At 58.6% G+C, this 14807-nt stretch carries 14 protein-coding genes and 1 pseudogene; 8 read left to right on the forward strand and 7 right to left on the reverse strand.

What is annotated here, in order from left to right; all coding sequences use genetic code 11:
- The first annotated feature begins 63 nt into the window (after positions 1-63).
- The 8 genes from D3878_RS12735 (at position 64) to D3878_RS12770 (ending at position 6654) form a co-directional block, all read left to right on the forward strand.
- Complete coding sequence (locus D3878_RS12735; RefSeq protein WP_119785840.1) at positions 64-1092, forward strand: KpsF/GutQ family sugar-phosphate isomerase; 1029 nt, start codon at positions 64-66, stop codon at positions 1090-1092.
- A complete protein-coding gene (locus D3878_RS12740; RefSeq protein WP_119785841.1) occupies positions 1092-1619 on the forward strand; it encodes a KdsC family phosphatase in 528 nt (175 codons plus the stop codon). Before D3878_RS12735 ends, D3878_RS12740 begins: the two co-directional genes overlap by 1 nt.
- Positions 1616-2215: an LPS export ABC transporter periplasmic protein LptC gene (gene lptC / locus D3878_RS12745; protein ID WP_119785842.1), complete on the forward strand. Its 600-nt coding sequence runs from the start codon at positions 1616-1618 to the stop codon at positions 2213-2215. The genes D3878_RS12740 and lptC overlap by 4 nt, the downstream gene beginning before the upstream one ends.
- A gap of 39 nt (positions 2216-2254) precedes the next feature.
- Positions 2255-2803, forward strand: a complete 549-nt coding sequence (lptA, locus tag D3878_RS12750) for a lipopolysaccharide transport periplasmic protein LptA (RefSeq protein WP_119787874.1) — start codon at positions 2255-2257, stop codon at positions 2801-2803.
- 16 nt (positions 2804-2819) lie between these two features.
- Entirely contained in the window at positions 2820-3560 is a 741-nt protein-coding gene (lptB, locus tag D3878_RS12755) for an LPS export ABC transporter ATP-binding protein (RefSeq protein WP_119785843.1), read from the forward strand.
- 14 nt (positions 3561-3574) lie between these two features.
- Entirely contained in the window at positions 3575-5050 is a 1476-nt protein-coding gene (locus D3878_RS12760) for an RNA polymerase factor sigma-54 (protein ID WP_119785844.1), read from the forward strand.
- A gap of 87 nt (positions 5051-5137) precedes the next feature.
- Entirely contained in the window at positions 5138-5494 is a 357-nt protein-coding gene (gene hpf, locus D3878_RS12765; RefSeq protein ID WP_119785845.1) for a ribosome hibernation-promoting factor, HPF/YfiA family, read from the forward strand.
- Between the two features lie 74 nt (positions 5495-5568).
- A complete protein-coding gene (locus tag D3878_RS12770; protein WP_119785846.1) occupies positions 5569-6654 on the forward strand; it encodes an enoyl-CoA hydratase/isomerase family protein in 1086 nt (361 codons plus the stop codon).
- 7 nt (positions 6655-6661) lie between these two features.
- Here the strand turns inward: D3878_RS12770 and D3878_RS12775 are convergent, their stop codons facing one another.
- The 7 genes and pseudogenes from D3878_RS12775 to D3878_RS12805 form a co-directional block, all read right to left on the reverse strand.
- Positions 6662-7795 carry a deoxyguanosinetriphosphate triphosphohydrolase gene (locus tag D3878_RS12775; RefSeq protein ID WP_119785847.1) on the reverse strand — a complete coding sequence of 378 codons (1134 nt, stop codon included), beginning with the start codon at positions 7793-7795 and terminating at the stop codon, positions 6662-6664.
- 1 nt (position 7796) lies between these two features.
- Positions 7797-9479 (reverse strand): annotated as a pseudogene (gene aroKB / locus D3878_RS12780) (bifunctional shikimate kinase/3-dehydroquinate synthase AroKB).
- Between the two features lie 86 nt (positions 9480-9565).
- Positions 9566-11725 carry a type IV pilus secretin PilQ gene (locus tag D3878_RS12785; protein WP_119785848.1) on the reverse strand — a complete coding sequence of 720 codons (2160 nt, stop codon included), beginning with the start codon at positions 11723-11725 and terminating at the stop codon, positions 9566-9568.
- The gene (locus D3878_RS12790; protein WP_119785849.1) at positions 11722-12264 is read right to left on the reverse strand and encodes a pilus assembly protein PilP; all 543 of its coding nucleotides are present in this window, start codon (positions 12262-12264) and stop codon (positions 11722-11724) included. The genes D3878_RS12785 and D3878_RS12790 overlap by 4 nt, the downstream gene beginning before the upstream one ends.
- Positions 12261-12920, reverse strand: a complete 660-nt coding sequence (locus D3878_RS12795) for a type IV pilus inner membrane component PilO (RefSeq protein WP_119785850.1) — start codon at positions 12918-12920, stop codon at positions 12261-12263. The genes D3878_RS12790 and D3878_RS12795 overlap by 4 nt, the downstream gene beginning before the upstream one ends.
- A 13-nt stretch (positions 12921-12933) precedes the next feature.
- Positions 12934-13566, reverse strand: coding sequence for a PilN domain-containing protein (locus D3878_RS12800; RefSeq protein WP_119785851.1), 633 nt, complete (start codon positions 13564-13566; stop codon positions 12934-12936).
- Positions 13566-14645, reverse strand: a complete 1080-nt coding sequence (locus D3878_RS12805) for a pilus assembly protein PilM (protein WP_119785852.1) — start codon at positions 14643-14645, stop codon at positions 13566-13568. Before D3878_RS12805 ends, D3878_RS12800 begins: the two co-directional genes overlap by 1 nt.
- Positions 14646-14807: the final 162 nt, after the last annotated feature.

Here is a 14807-nt window from a genome sequence, read left to right on the forward strand (position 1 = left end):
AGAACGATATTTAGTTTATTTCTGGCAGGTTTTTTGCTTGCCCATTTCGTTTATACTTCTCATATGAGTGTAACCGATGAAAAAACCTTGACGAAAACTTTTGATGAAAAAAGTGCCGAACGCGTCTTGCACTTGGCGCGCGAAACGCTGCAAATCGAAGCGGATGCAATTATTGCACTGCAGCAGAGATTTGCCTCGACTGACGGTCGGCACTTTACGCATGCAGTGGAATTACTGCTCGGATGCAAGGGCCGCGTCGTCGTGTCCGGCATGGGCAAGTCCGGCCATATCGCGCGCAAGATTGCCGCCACCCTGGCATCAACCGGCACCCCGGCGCTGTATGTCCATCCGGGCGAAGCCGCCCATGGCGACCTCGGCATGGTTACCGAACAGGATGCCTTTGTCGCCATTTCCAATTCCGGCGAGACCGCCGAACTGCTGGACATCGTGCCGCTGATCAAGCGCATGGGCGCCAAGCTGATCGCCATGACCGGCAAGCCCGGCTCGACCCTGGCGCAACTGGCCAACGTGCATTTGAATGTCGCGGTGGACAAGGAAGCCTGCCCGCTGAACCTGGCGCCGACCGCCAGCACCACCGCCACCCTGGCCCTGGGCGACGCCCTGGCCGTGGCGCTGCTGGACGCGCGCGGCTTTCGCGAAGAGGATTTCGCCCGTTCGCATCCCGGCGGCGCGCTCGGCCGGCGCCTGCTGACCCATGTGCGCGACGTCATGCGCAGCGGCGCCGCGATTCCCGCTGTGACGGCAGGATTGTCGCTATCGGCCGCGCTGATGGAAATCAGCCAGAAAGGCATTGCGATGACCGCCATCGTCGACGACGCCTTCCGCCCGATCGGTGTTTTCACCGACGGCGACCTGCGCCGCCTGCTCGAACACACGCAGGATTTCAGCAAGCTGATCATCGCCGACGTCATGCATGCCAACCCGCACACGATCGGGCCCGACCAGCTGGCGGCTGACGCCGCCCAGATCATGGAGCAGTTCCTGATCAATCAGTTGCTGGTCACCGATGACGATGGCAAGCTGGTCGGCGCCCTGCACATCCACGACCTGACGCGGGCCAAGGTGATCTGATGCAAAACCAGGCGAACGAGCGCGCAGCACGTGTACGGTTGATGATTTTCGATGTCGACGGCATCCTCACCGACGGCAGCCTGCACTATGGTCCGGAAGGCGAGGTCATCAAGACCTTCAACGTGCTGGACGGGCATGGCATCAAGCTGCTGCAGCAATCCGGCGTCGCCACGGCGATCATCAGCGCACGTCAGTCCGCGCTGGTGGCGCGCCGCGCCAGCGATCTGGGCATCGTTCACGTCCACCAGGGCGTGCACGACAAGCGCGCGGCATTCGAGCAACTGCTGGACAAAACCGGCATCACCCCTGAAGCCTGCGGTTTTATCGGCGATGACGTCATCGACTTGCCGATCCTGCTGCGGGTCGGCTTTGCCGCCAGCGTGCCGAACGGCCACCCCGAAGTGCAAAGTCGTGTACATTACCTTACCCGCGCCGCCGGCGGTGCCGGCGCGGCGCGCGAATTGTGCGATTTCATCCTGCGCGCCCAGGGCAATTACCAGGCGGCGCTCGCGCCCTACCTCGCATGAGAGACCGGCGCGCCACGGCCAACCGTTTTCAGCTGGGCATGGTACTGGCAGTCGCCGTGCTGCTGGCGCTGGGCAGTTTCTGGCTGCTCGATGTCATGCGCCGCAGCATGGAAGACAACGCGCCGATCGCCAAGCGCACCGACCCCGACTACTACGTCGAGCACTTCAATTTTGTCAGGCTGGCGAAAAACGGCCAGGCCCGTTATCACATCGCCGGAGAGCGCATGAGCCATAACCCGCAGGACGATTCCTATGAAATCGCTCGCCCGGTCATGAAAACCTTGAGCGCGCAGCGGCCGACGACGACGATCGTGGCCGAGCGTGCTCTCACCAACAGCGACATGAGCGAGGTACGCCTGTTCAAAAATGTCGCGATGGACAGGCCGGCTTCGGCAAGTTCGCAACATTTACGTCTGACATCCGACTATATGCTGGTGCTGCCGGATGATGAAGTCATGAAAACCGACCGTCCGGTGGAACTCATTTCCGGCACCTCGGTATTGAAGGGCACAGGCATGTTCGCCAATCAAGCGACCGGCGAAGTCACCCTGGCAAGCCGCGTCCAGGGCATATTTCCGCCCAGGGCAAGGCATTAAATGCCGGGCAATCTTAATGCATCGATTAAGCTATATTCCATGAAACGATTTTTCTTCGCATCGCTGTTTGCGCTCAATATGCTTGCCGTCGGCTTTGCTTATGCTGAAAAAGCCGATGCCGAAAAGCCGACCAATGTCGAAGCCGACCAGATGGCCTACGACGATGTCAAGCAAGTCAACACATTCACCGGCAATGTCGTGCTGACCCGCGGCACGCTCATCATGAAGGCGCACAAGATGGTGGTGACGCAGGATCCCGCGGGTTACCAGTTCGCGACCTTGTACGCAGGCCAGGGAAAACTGGCCAGCTTCAGGCAAAAGCGCGATGGCGGCGAAAACCTCTGGATCGAAGGCGAAGCCGACCGCATCGAATATGACAACAAGGCCGATGTCGCGAAACTGTTTTCAAAAGCAAGGATGCGTCGCCTGGAAGGCAATAAGATCACGGACGAAGTCGAAGGGGAATTCATTTCCTATGATAACCGTACTGAATTTTTCGCCGTCAATAACACACCTTCCGACACCAGCAAGCCCGGCGCCGGCCGCATCAAGGCGGTCATCCAGCCGCGCAACGAAACAAAGAAATGACACAAGGATTGCCAGAATGAGCAGCAGACTGCTTGCCAGCGGATTACAGAAAAGTTATGGCGCACGCCAGGTATTGCGCGACGTCTCGCTCGAAGTCGGCAGCGGCGAAGTGGTCGGATTGCTCGGTCCCAACGGTGCCGGCAAGACCACCGCCTTCTACATGATCGTCGGACTGGTGCCCGCCGATGCGGGAGAGATCGCGCTCAACGATGTCAGCATTTCACGCCTGCCGATCCACCGGCGCGCCACCCTTGGCCTGTCCTACCTGCCGCAGGAAGCCTCGGTATTCCGCAAGCTGACCGTCGCCGAGAATATCCGCGCCGTGCTGGAACTGCAGCATGAGAATGGCAAGTCGCTGTCGAAAGCGGCGATCGAAGAAAAGCTCGACCTGCTGCTGGCGGAGCTGCAAATTGAAAAGCTGCGCGACAACCAGGCCCTGTCGCTGTCGGGCGGCGAGCGCCGCCGCGTGGAAATCGCCCGCGCGCTGGCCACCAGCCCGCGTTTCGTACTGCTGGATGAGCCTTTTGCCGGCGTCGATCCGATTGCCGTCATCGAAATCCAGCGCATCGTGCGCTTCCTGAAAGAACGCGGCATCGGCGTGCTGATCACCGACCACAATGTGCGTGAAACGCTGGGCATCTGCGACCGCGCCTATATCATCAACCAGGGCGTGGTGCTGGCCAGCGGCCGCCCGGATGACATCATCGCCAATGAATCGGTACGCCGCGTCTATCTCGGCGAACACTTCCGGATGTAAGCAAGCGCATCTCCATGAAACAGTCCCTTCAGCTACGCGTCTCCCAGCATCTGGCATTGACGCCACAATTGCAGCAGTCGATACGCCTGCTGCAATTGTCGACGCTGGAACTGCAGCAGGAACTGGAGCAAATCCTCGCCGACAACCCGATGCTGGAGCGCGTCGACGATCCGCTTGACCACTCGGTGCGGCTGCTGGCCGACGGCGCCATCAACGCAAATGCGGGCACGGCGGAAAAGTCCGCGGCCGAAGAAGCGCCGGCAGCCGATGGCGAATCCACCTACGAAGGTGGCGAAGGCGGCGAATCCCAGGAGTCCGGCAACGGCGAGGCCGAATGGAGCTTCGACGATGTCGCGCGCACCGGCAAGGCCCCGGAAGACGACGACGCCCGTCCGCAACTGGAAGCGCACCATGTCACCCTGCGTGAACACTTGCTGGAACAAATGCGCCTCGGTTCACATGAAATCCGCGACCGCGCGCTGGTCGAACTGGTCGTCGATGCGCTCGACAACAACGGCTACCTGGAAGAACCGCTGGAAGAAATCCATGGCCGGCTTCCCGCCGAACTGGAAATCGAACTGGAAGAATTGACGATCGCCCTGAAACTGGTGCAAAGCTTCGATCCGGCCGGCGTCGGTGCGCGCAATGCCGCCGAATGCCTGGCCTTGCAAATCCGCCGCATGCCGAAAATCCCGATGGTGACGCGGCGCATGGCATTGACGATCGTGGAGCAGCACCTCTCCCTGTTCGCCCAGCGCGATTTCAACAAGCTGAAAAAACTGCTCGATTGCGACGATGAGGATTTGCGCGAAGCCCAATACGTCATCAGGCAATGCAATCCGCATCCCGGCGCCATCTTCGCCAGCGATGCAGCCGACTATGTCGTCCCGGACGTCATCGTCAAACGCGGCAAGAATGGCTGGCAAGTGACCCTTAACCACGATGTCATGCCGCGGCTGCGGGTCAATGCCTTGTATGCGAATATCCTCAAGAAAAACAAGGGCGAGGGCTCACTCACGTCGCAATTGCAGGAAGCAAAATGGCTGGTCAAGAACATGCGTCAGCGTTTCGATACGATTCTGCGCGTCGCGCAAGCCATCGTGGAAAGGCAGCGCAATTTTTTCTCCCATGGCGCCGTTGCCATGCGCCCACTTGTGTTACGTGAAATTGCTGATACACTTGGTTTACACGAGAGTACTATTTCTCGTGTAACAACCCAGAAATACATGCTGACGCCGCATGGCATGTTTGAACTGAAGTACTTCTTCGGCAGCCATGTCGCCACTGAATCCGGCGGCGAAGCTTCATCGACGGCGATACGGGCACTGATCAAACAATTGATAGGAGCAGAAGACACCAAGAACCCTCTCTCGGACAGCAAGATTGCAGAAATGCTGGAGGAGCAAGGCATGGTGGTGGCCCGGCGCACTGTGGCCAAGTACCGCGAAGCCCTGAGAATCCCCCCGGTTAACCTGCGCAAGTCTTTGTAGTATTTGTTGTGTTTGTTGCTGTGTTCGGGCGGCCAAGCATGTTTGTCGACCACGAACCGCCAGTGACCTCATCCCAAGGAGCGCTGTATGAATCTGACCATCAGTGGACATCACCTCGAACTGACCCCTTCCATCCGGGAATATGTGCATGCAAAGCTGGAGCGTATCAGGCGCCACTTCGACCATGTCATTGATGCTGCGGTCATCCTGACCGTAGACAAGCTCGCCGAGAAAGACAAGCGCCAGAGAGCGGAAATCACGCTGCGCATGCGTGGCAAGGATGTGCATGTCGAATCCATCGCTCACGATTTGTATGCGGCAATCGACGCCCTGATCGACAAGCTCGACCGCCAGGTCATCAAGTACAAAACCATGATCCAGGACCATCAGCACCAGGCGATCAAGCACTTGCCTGCATCGGCCACCAGCGCGCCGGAGGAGTAAGCCGCTTCCAGCGCTGATTTTCAGAGATCCCATCAGGGGCGCAATCCAGGCGCCCTTTTTTATTATCGAGAACAATGAACGAACATATTCTGACCTGTGTCCAGAACCGCATTGGCCTGCTGACCCTCAACCGCCCGCAAGCGCTGAATTCGCTGTCGCTGGACATGGTGCGCACGATCACGCGCACACTGCTGGACTGGCGCGATGACGACGCGGTCGATGCAGTACTTCTCTGCAGCAATAGCGAAAAAGCCTTTTGCGCTGGTGGCGACATCCGTTTCCTTTATCAGACAGCCCAGCAAACGGCCCGGCACGGCAGCGGCCTGCTGGACGATTTTTTCACCGAAGAATACGCGCTCAACCGCCTGATCCACCACTATCCCAAGCCCTACATCGTCATCATGGACGGCGTCGTGATGGGCGGCGGCATGGGGATTTCACAATGCCATTCCGGCGGCAAGCTGCACATCGTCACCGAGCGTAGCAAGATCGCCATGCCGGAAGTGAACATCGGCCTGTTTCCGGACGTCGGTGGCGGCTATTTCCTGTCGCGTTGCCCGGGCCAGCTTGGCACCTGGCTGGCGCTGACCGCCAATGCCATCGGCGCAGCCGATGCCCTGTATGCCGGCCTGGCGGATGTCTGCATCCCGTCGGCCCAACTGCCAGCCCTGAAAACGGCCTTGTTGAGCGCGCGGCGCCACAGCGATATTGCAGCCCAAGTACGGGAATTTGCCATGCAAGCCGGGGAATGGGGCGACAGCGAACTGGCGCGGCAGCGTGGCGCCATCGACCGCCACTTTGCGTTTGATGATGTGCCATCCATCATGGCTTCACTGGCTGCCGATCCAGCGCCATTTGCGCAAGACACACTGGCCGCCATGCGCAAGCGCTCTCCCCTGATGCTTTGCGTGACACTGCAGCAGTTGCGCCGCGGCGCCGGCATGGCGATCGAGGAATGCCTGCACATGGAGCGCTCCATGATGCGGCGGTGCTTCGCGCACGGCGATGCGGCCGAAGGAATCCGCGCCACCGTCATCGACAAGGACATGCAGCCAGTATGGTCGCCAGCGAGGCTGGAGGATGTCAGCCCGCAAATGGTGGAGGACTTTTTCCAGCCGGCGTGGCCGGCGCATGCCCATCCACTTCGCTGCTGGCTGTAGGGAGCTGCTAGAGTTCGTCGATCATGAACAGGCGGCGGTGCTCGCGCATGGCATAGCGATCGGTCATGCCGGCAATATAATCGGCCACCTTGCGCGCCTGCCGTGCGACATCGCCCCCCACCTGGTAGTCCGGCGCCAGCAGGCGCGGTTCCGCCATGAAGGCTTCAAACAGCTCGCGTACGACGCGGCGCGCCTTGCTGGTCATGCGGTTGACCTGGTAATGCCGGTACAGGTTCTCGCGCAGGAAGCGCTTCAGCAAGATTTCTTCCTGACGCATGGCGTCCGAGAAGCTGATCAGCGCCGGCGAGCTGCGCACTTCCGCCACGCTTTGCACGCCGGCAGCCAGGATTTTTTCTGCGGAAGTCCGGGTCAAGTCGACGATCAAGGTATTGATCATGCGGCGCACGGTTTCATTGATCATGCGACGCCCGCCAATGCCGGGAAACGCCGCTTGCGCCTCGCGCCGGTGGCGTGCGAAAAAATCGACTTCGTCCAACTGTTCGATCGAGAGCAAACCGGAACGCAAACCGTCGTCGATATCGTGGTTGTTATAGGCGATTTCATCGGCCAGGTTGGCCAGCTGCGCTTCCAGGGTCGGCTGTTTTTTTTCGATGAAGCGCAGGCCGATCTCGCCCAGCATCTGCGCATTGGGAATGGAGCAATGCTTGAGAATCCCTTCGCGCGTCTCGAACATCAGGTTCAGGCCATCGAACGCGCCGTAGCGCTCTTCCAGCTTGTCGACCACGCGCAGGCTTTGCAGATTGTGCTCGAAGCCGCCGTACTGCGCCATGCATTCGTTCAAGGCATCCTGGCCGGCATGCCCGAAAGGCGTGTGGCCGAGGTCGTGCGCCAGCGAAATCGCTTCCACCAGGTCTTCATTCAGGCGCAGGTTACGGGCGATCGCGCGGGCAATCTGCGCCACCTCGATGCTATGCGTCAGGCGCGTGCGAAACAGATCGCCTTCATGGTTGACGAATACCTGGGTCTTGTATTCCAGGCGGCGAAAAGCGGTCGAATGGACGATGCGGTCGCGGTCGCGCTGGAATTCGGTGCGCGAGCCGGGCGGCGGCTCGGCAAAGTGCCGGCCTCGCGAGGCGGCCGAATGTGCCGCATAGGGAGCGAGGCAGGCTTCGAGGTCCATATCAGCCGACGCAGGCGTTGATGCTTTCGATTAAAACTTCTTGCGGCACGGTCGTGATGACGGCCGCGCCGAGCGGCTTCAGCAGGATGAACTTGATCTGGCCCGCCTCGTTTTTCTTGTCGACCTGCATCAGCTCGATCCAGCGGGCCACGCCGAGATCCGGCGCCACCGTGGGCAAGCCAGCCGCGCGCACCAGTGCGGCAATGCGCGCCTTCGCGGCGGCATCGATGTAGCCCAGGCGCTGCGACAATTCCGCCGCCATCACCATGCCGCAACCAACGGCCTCGCCATGCAGCCACTTGCCGTAGCCGAGGCCGGCCTCGATCGCGTGGGCGAAGGTATGGCCGAAATTGAGGATTGCCCGCAAACCGCCTTCACGCTCATCCTGGCGTACCACCTCCGCCTTGATTTCGCAGGAACGCTGGATGGCATGCGCGATCGCCGGCGCATCGCGCGCCATCAGCTTGCTGATATTGGCCTCGATCCAGTCGAAAAATGCCGCATCGATGATCGCCCCATGCTTGATGACTTCGGCCAGGCCGGCCGACAGCTCGCTCAGTGGCAAGGTATCCAGAGTCAGGGTATCGGCGATCACTGCCTGCGGCTGGTAAAACGCGCCGATCATGTTTTTGCCGAGCGGATGGTTGATGCCGGTCTTGCCGCCCACCGAGGAATCGACCTGCGCCAGCAGCGTGGTCGGTATCTGCACGAATGGCACGCCGCGCATGTAGGTAGCGGCAGCGAAGCCCGTCATGTCGCCGATGACGCCGCCGCCCAGCGCCACCAGGGTAGTCTTGCGGTCGCATTTCTCGGCCAACAAGACATCATAGATGCGCATCAGATTTTCCCAGTTTTTCTCTTCCTCGCCATCGGGCAAGATAATGGGCGTAACTTCCTTGCCGGCGGCCTGCAGGGATGCCGTCAGCTGCGCCAGATAGAGTGGCGCCACGGTCGTATTGGTGACCACCGCGACACGGCGACCGGCGACATTGCGCGCCACCAGTTCGGCATTCGCCAGCAGGGATTGGCCGATGGTAATCGGGTATGCGCGCTCACCAAGATCAACATGCAGATCGATGGGGGCGAAAGACTGGGTAGACATGGCTATCTCGGTTAAAAAAACTGGGACTCAGGCGTCCGGAGCGGCGGCAACAGGCTCAGGCTCCGGGCCCGACAGGCGTTCAAGCTCGTTCAATATGGTTTGCACCAGTGATTGTACGTTAGGACGACCGGTTTCGATGACCAGGTCGGCCACTTCGAGGTACAAGGGTTCGCGCACCCGCGCCAGTTCTTCGAGGCGCTGACGCGGATCGGCGGTTTGCAGCAGCGGTCGGCTTTTGTCGTGACTGGTGCGTTGCAGGATGCTGGTAATGCTGGCACGTAAATAAATCACTACACCGCCCGCCTTCAGGCATGCGCGGTTTTCCGGGTTGAGGATGGCGCCGCCGCCGGTTGCCAGCACGATGCCTTGCTGGGTCGTCAGGTCACGAATCACTTCGGCTTCGCGCTGGCGAAAACCTTGCTCGCCTTCGATTTCAAAGATCACAGGAATAGAGGCGCCGGTACGCGCCTCTATTTCATGATCGGAATCGATGAAACGCCGGTTGAGTTTTTTGGCAAGGGCACGGCCGACGGTAGTCTTGCCTGCGCCCATGAGGCCAACGAGGAAAATGTTTTTATTCATACAAATCAGGGCTGGACCCGCAATTTTATTGCTTTTCCCTCATTCGCGCGAGCCCAGGCGCTGATTTGCGAAATTTCTCTCTTTTATTAACGCACCGCCAGCTTGTCGCTCAGGATCTTCGGCGTCAGGAAGATCAGCAGTTCAGTCTTGTCATTGGTACGGCTGGTGGTCTTGAACAGGTTGCCCAGTACCGGGATATCGCCGAACAGAGGAACTTTCGATACCGAATCCCGTTCGGTTTGCTGGAAAATCCCGCCCAGCACGATGGTGCCGCCATTTTCCACCAGCACCTGGGTTTTCACATGCTTGGTATCGATCGCGAAACCGGCAGTCGTCGCTTGACCGACGCTATCCTTGTTGACATCGACATCCAGGATTACATTGCCATCGGGCGTGATTTGTGGTGTGACTTCCAGTTTCAGGTTGGCTTTCCGGAAGGAGACGGAAGTCGCGCCACTGCTGGTGGCTTGCTGGTACGGCAGTTCGGTACCCTGCTCGATCAAGGCTTTCAACTGGTCGGCGGTAACGATGCGCGGACTGGAAATGATCTTACCCTTGCCGTCGGCTTCCAGTGCGGACAGTTCCAGGCTGATGAAGCGGGTCGCGGCGGCGTTAAACAAGGAAATCGCGACGGTGCCGGCGGTATTGCCAAGCAAGCCAGCCGCCGGCAAGTTCACTGCATTGCCATTCACTGTTGCCAAGGCAGGCGAATTCAGGCCGATGGCATTGGCAGCCGACCCACCGGCAGCGCCGACGGTACCGGTCTGCTGGCCGCCCACTTCCGCGATTCTGTTGCCATTAAAGGTACTTTGCAAACCGAAGCCGAGTTTTGCGCCCAGGTTCTTGCTGAACGTATCGCTGGCCTCGACGATACGTGCCTCGATCAACACCTGCCTGGATGCCACGTCGGTCTTCTGGATCAGTTTGCGCACATCTTCCAGCTTGGACGGAATATCCGTGACAAACAATTGATTGGTGCGCGGATCGATCACGGCGCTGCCACGCCTGGACAGAATGCGGTTATTGCCGCCACCGGCGCCATCCAGAGCAAAAACCTGCTTGAAGGATTCCGCCTTTTGATAATTCAGCTGGAAGATTTCGGTTTTCACCGGTTCCAGTTCGGCGATTTGCGCCTTTTGTTCCAGTTCCAGCTTTTCCTTGGTCAGCAATTCATCTTTCGGCGCGATCCACAGCACCGAACCATTCTTGCGCATGTCCAGGCCCTTGGCTTGCATCACGATATCCAGCGCCTGGTCCCAGGGCACGTCTTTCAGGCGCAAGGTCAGGTTGCCGGTGACGGTATCGCTGGTGATGATATTCAAGCCGGTAAAATCGGCGATGACTTGCAATACGGCGCGCACTTCGACGTTCTGGAAATTCAGCGACAGGCGCTCGCCGCGGTAACCTTGCGTGCCCTGCGTCAGCTTGTTTGGATCTTCCTTGATCGGCTTGACTTCAACCACCAGCTGGGTATCGCTCTGGTAAGCGCTATGCTCCCAAAGCCCCGTCGGCGTAATCACCATACGCACATTTTCACCCATCGGGATGGTAGTCACGGTTTGTACCGGCGTGCCGAAATCGGCGACATCCAGTCGACGGCGCAGCACTTCAGGCAAGCTCATCTTGAGAAAATCGACCACGATGGTCTGGCCCTGCTGGCGCACATCCACGCCAACCTGGTTGTTTGGCAAGTTGACCACCACACGGCCTTCGCCGATTGCACCGCGGCGGAAATCGATATCGCGCAGCGCCGACTTGCCGGCCGGGACCGGGGCAGCGGCCACCGGCAAGCCGGCGGCATTGACTGCGGTAGCGACTCCGCCGGAACCATCAATTGTTACCACGACCGCGTTGCCTTCGACAGCGGTCGCATAGTTCAATGGACGCAAGAGGTTAAACACCAGGCGCGAACGTTCGCCGGCCTGTACCACATTCACATTGCGCACATCACCGAGATTGATGTTTTGCGCCGAAGTGCCCGTGGCGTTCGCCGTCGCAGGAAAATCCAGGGCAATGCGGGCAGGATTGGTAATGGAAAAACCGATCGGCGGCTTGCTGAGCGGGTTTTTCATTGTCACCTTGACGACGACGTTGGCACCTTGCTGGTTGGCCGTGATCGACTCAATCGCATTTTCCTGGGCATTGGCGAATGCGCAAATACTGCCAAGAACCGCCAGGGTGAGAAGCCGCCACGCCTTGGATTGTCGTGCGCCGGCATTCTTGAACTGTTCTTTTAACGCATTCATTTTTTACTCTCCTGCAACTCTAACTTGGCTTGACGTTCGACCCATTCGCCGGACGCATCTTGGACGATTTCTTTCAACTCAACTTCAGTTTCCGTAATGTTCGTGATCATGCCGAAATTCTGGCCGACGTAATTTCCCACTTTAAGATGAAACACCGTCTTTTCTGCCTGTATCAGGGCAAAATTGATCCCCGGCTTTTGCAAGGTGCCAACCATGCGCAGGGCATCAAGCGGATAGCTTTCCAGCGCTTCGCGGCGGCGATCCATGTCCGGCTTCAAGGCGCTATTCGAATTTGCCTTGGCCTTGGCCAAGGCGATCGCCAGCTTGCTCGGGCTATACGGATCAACGTTATCGCGCTGGGCATAGGTAAAGGGCAGGAATTTCTTGGGTTCGGACAGCTTGGGGACATTCACCCTGGCGTTCTGCCTGACCTCATCCATCCATTGCCTGACTTCCTGCATGCCGCCATCATCACAGCCACTCAAACCCACCGCGGCGGCGAACGCCAGGCCAGCGCAATAAAAGCGAGGGATCGTCATTTTTTACCGCCCTTCTTGTTACCACCTGCTGCCGCACGTTGCGCTTCCACTTCCTCACGGTCCAGATAGCGGAATGTTTTAGCCACTGCATCCAGGCTCAGCGCACCTTCTTTCAAGGTCGTCAGCTGCAGGTTATTCAAGGTAACGATGCGCGGCAAATTGGCGATATCGCTGGTGAAAGCGCCAACATCATGATAATTGCCAGTGATCTTGATATTGATCGGCAATTCGGCGTAATAGTCTTTCACCACCACCTGGCCCGGCTTGAATAATTCGAATTGCAAACCCCGTCCCAGGCCGGCCTGGTTGATATCGGAAAGCAGGGCATCCATTTCCGCCTTGCTCGGCAATTGCTTTTCCAGGGTGGCGACATATTCGCCGACCTGTTCCTTTTGCTTGCGCAAGGCATCCAGATTGACCGCTTGCCTGACCTTATCCTCATAAGCGGCCCTGAGTTTGATTTCTTCCTGCTTGCCCATTTCCAGCTCTTCCAGTTGCGGGCTCCAGTAGAGATACCAGCCGAGGAACGCCACCACGGCCAATGCGCCCAAGGCGCATAACAGGCGCGGCGCGATTGGCCACAAGCCGGGATGACGGCCGTTCAAGCCGCGGAATTGCGCGGACAAAGATTCGCCAAAATTTTTCAAATCTGCCATGGCGCGATTCCTGTCAAGGTGCCTTGGGCGCCGCCGGCGCCGCAGCAGTGCCGGCCGCACTTGCGGCTTGCTGTTGTTGTTCCTGGTCGCGCGGGCGCTTGATGCCGACATTGACGGTAAAGTCGAACACCCTCTTGGCATCCCTGCCCTGGCCGATACCGGTGGAGCGGATCTCGATCAAATCCGGTTTCTGCAGCCACGGCGAGCTGTTGCCCAGATTGCGCAGCAATTCCGACACCCGCTCATTGGACTGGGCATAGCCATTCAATACCACTCGCTGCCCCTCCTGCTTGAACGACTTCAGATAGACGCCTTCCGGCACTTGCTTGACCAGCTCATCCATCATGTACACTGGCTGGTTGCGGTCGCTTTGCAAGTCTTCGACCGCTTGCTGACGCGCCTTCAAGGCTTCGATTTCTTGTCGCAAAGTGGCGATTTCCTTGATCTGCACATCGAGCTTGGCATTTTCCGCCTTGATGAATTCATTACGCTCGTTTTGCCCGGCAATCTGCGCCGCGATAATGCCGCCGACTGCCAGCACGATCAGGCCACCGACCAGCGCCGCAGCGCCCAGCATGGCGACAAAGCCCGCCTTGCGTTGTTTACGTTTTTCCTCGCGATGAGGAAGCAGGTTAATCTTGACCATCAATCAAACCTCCGCATCGCCAGACCGCAGGCCACCAGATATGCGGGCGCGTCCGTACGCAATTGTTTCTCGCGAATGCTTGATGCCAATTGCATCCCCTTGAAAGGGCTGACAACGGAGGCGGAAATCTTGGTGCGTTCGGCGACGACTTCAACCAGGCCGGGAATCGACGCGCAACCGCCCGCCAGGAAAATCTGGTCGATCCGGGTGTACGGCGTCGAGGTGAAGAAAAACTGCACTGCGCGGGTCACTTCCATCGCGGCGTTTTCCAGGAAAGGCTCCAGCAATTCACGCTCATATCCCTCCGGCAAATCGCCGCTTTTCTTTTTCGCTTCCGCTTCTTCATGCGACAGGCCGTAAGCGCGCACGATATCCTGGGTCAGCTGGCCGCCGCCGAAGGGTTGTTCGCGTTCGTAAATGGTCTGACCATCCAGCAACACCGAAATATGGGTCACCTGGGTGCCAATTTGCAGCAGCGCCACGATCTGGCCCTGGCCAGCGTTCGGCAATTGGACGATCAGGCGATCGACCGAAGCCCGTGCGGCGTAGGATTCGATATCCATCACCAGCGGCTTCAGGCCGGCTGCTTCCGCCACCGCCACGCGGTCTTCGACCTTTTCCTTGCGGGTAGCGGCCAACAGCACTTCCACGTCTTCCGGCGAATTCTGCGCCGGGCCGCACACATCGAAGTCCAGGCTGACTTCATCCAGGGCAAAAGGAATGTATTGGCTGGCTTCGGTTTCCACCTGAATTTCCAGCTCCTCTTCCAGCAGGCCGCCCGGCAAGACAATTTTCTTGGTAATGACCGACGCCGGAGGCATGCCCAAGGCTACGTGCTTGGCCTTGGTGCCGCTTTTTTTCCAGACGCGCCGCACTGCTTCGGAAACCTGTTCGATGTTTTCGATATTACCGTCGACAACCGCGCCACGCGGCAAGGATTCTGAAGCGAAACGCTCCAACCGCAATTCATTTTTGCCGACCTGCGACAACTCCACGAGCTTCACGCCCGAGGTGCTGATGTCAAGGCCAACCAGCGGCGAATTTGCTTTGCCGAATAAGGATCCAAGATCTAGAGCCAAAGCCAGGTCTCCCCCGAAAACACACTCTTGTATTGAACTGTTCGCCCCACTACCTGCCTAACAGACGAATAAAAATTGCGTGTAGAAAATCTTGTTTAAAAACCAGTGTTTAGACGACTTTTGTCAAACGTTACATTAAATCCTAGCAATAAGCTTGCTGGA

The organism is Noviherbaspirillum sedimenti, assembly GCF_003590835.1.
Classification (GTDB): Bacteria; Pseudomonadota; Gammaproteobacteria; order Burkholderiales; family Burkholderiaceae_D; genus Paucimonas; species Paucimonas sedimenti.

Coding starts and splice junctions, on each gene's coding strand:
- D3878_RS12735 (WP_119785840.1), top strand. CDS start 64: ATGAGTGTAACCGATGAAAAAACCTTGACGAAAACTTTTGATGAAAAA.
- D3878_RS12740 (WP_119785841.1), top strand. CDS start 1,092: ATGCAAAACCAGGCGAACGAGCGCGCAGCACGTGTACGGTTGATGATT.
- lptC (WP_119785842.1), top strand. CDS start 1,616: ATGAGAGACCGGCGCGCCACGGCCAACCGTTTTCAGCTGGGCATGGTA.
- lptA (WP_119787874.1), top strand. CDS start 2,255: ATGAAACGATTTTTCTTCGCATCGCTGTTTGCGCTCAATATGCTTGCC.
- lptB (WP_119785843.1), top strand. CDS start 2,820: ATGAGCAGCAGACTGCTTGCCAGCGGATTACAGAAAAGTTATGGCGCA.
- D3878_RS12760 (WP_119785844.1), top strand. CDS start 3,575: ATGAAACAGTCCCTTCAGCTACGCGTCTCCCAGCATCTGGCATTGACG.
- hpf (WP_119785845.1), top strand. CDS start 5,138: ATGAATCTGACCATCAGTGGACATCACCTCGAACTGACCCCTTCCATC.
- D3878_RS12770 (WP_119785846.1), top strand. CDS start 5,569: ATGAACGAACATATTCTGACCTGTGTCCAGAACCGCATTGGCCTGCTG.
- D3878_RS12775 (WP_119785847.1), bottom strand. CDS start 7,795: ATGGACCTCGAAGCCTGCCTCGCTCCCTATGCGGCACATTCGGCCGCC.
- D3878_RS12785 (WP_119785848.1), bottom strand. CDS start 11,725: ATGAATGCGTTAAAAGAACAGTTCAAGAATGCCGGCGCACGACAATCC.
- D3878_RS12790 (WP_119785849.1), bottom strand. CDS start 12,264: ATGACGATCCCTCGCTTTTATTGCGCTGGCCTGGCGTTCGCCGCCGCG.
- D3878_RS12795 (WP_119785850.1), bottom strand. CDS start 12,920: ATGGCAGATTTGAAAAATTTTGGCGAATCTTTGTCCGCGCAATTCCGC.
- D3878_RS12800 (WP_119785851.1), bottom strand. CDS start 13,566: ATGGTCAAGATTAACCTGCTTCCTCATCGCGAGGAAAAACGTAAACAA.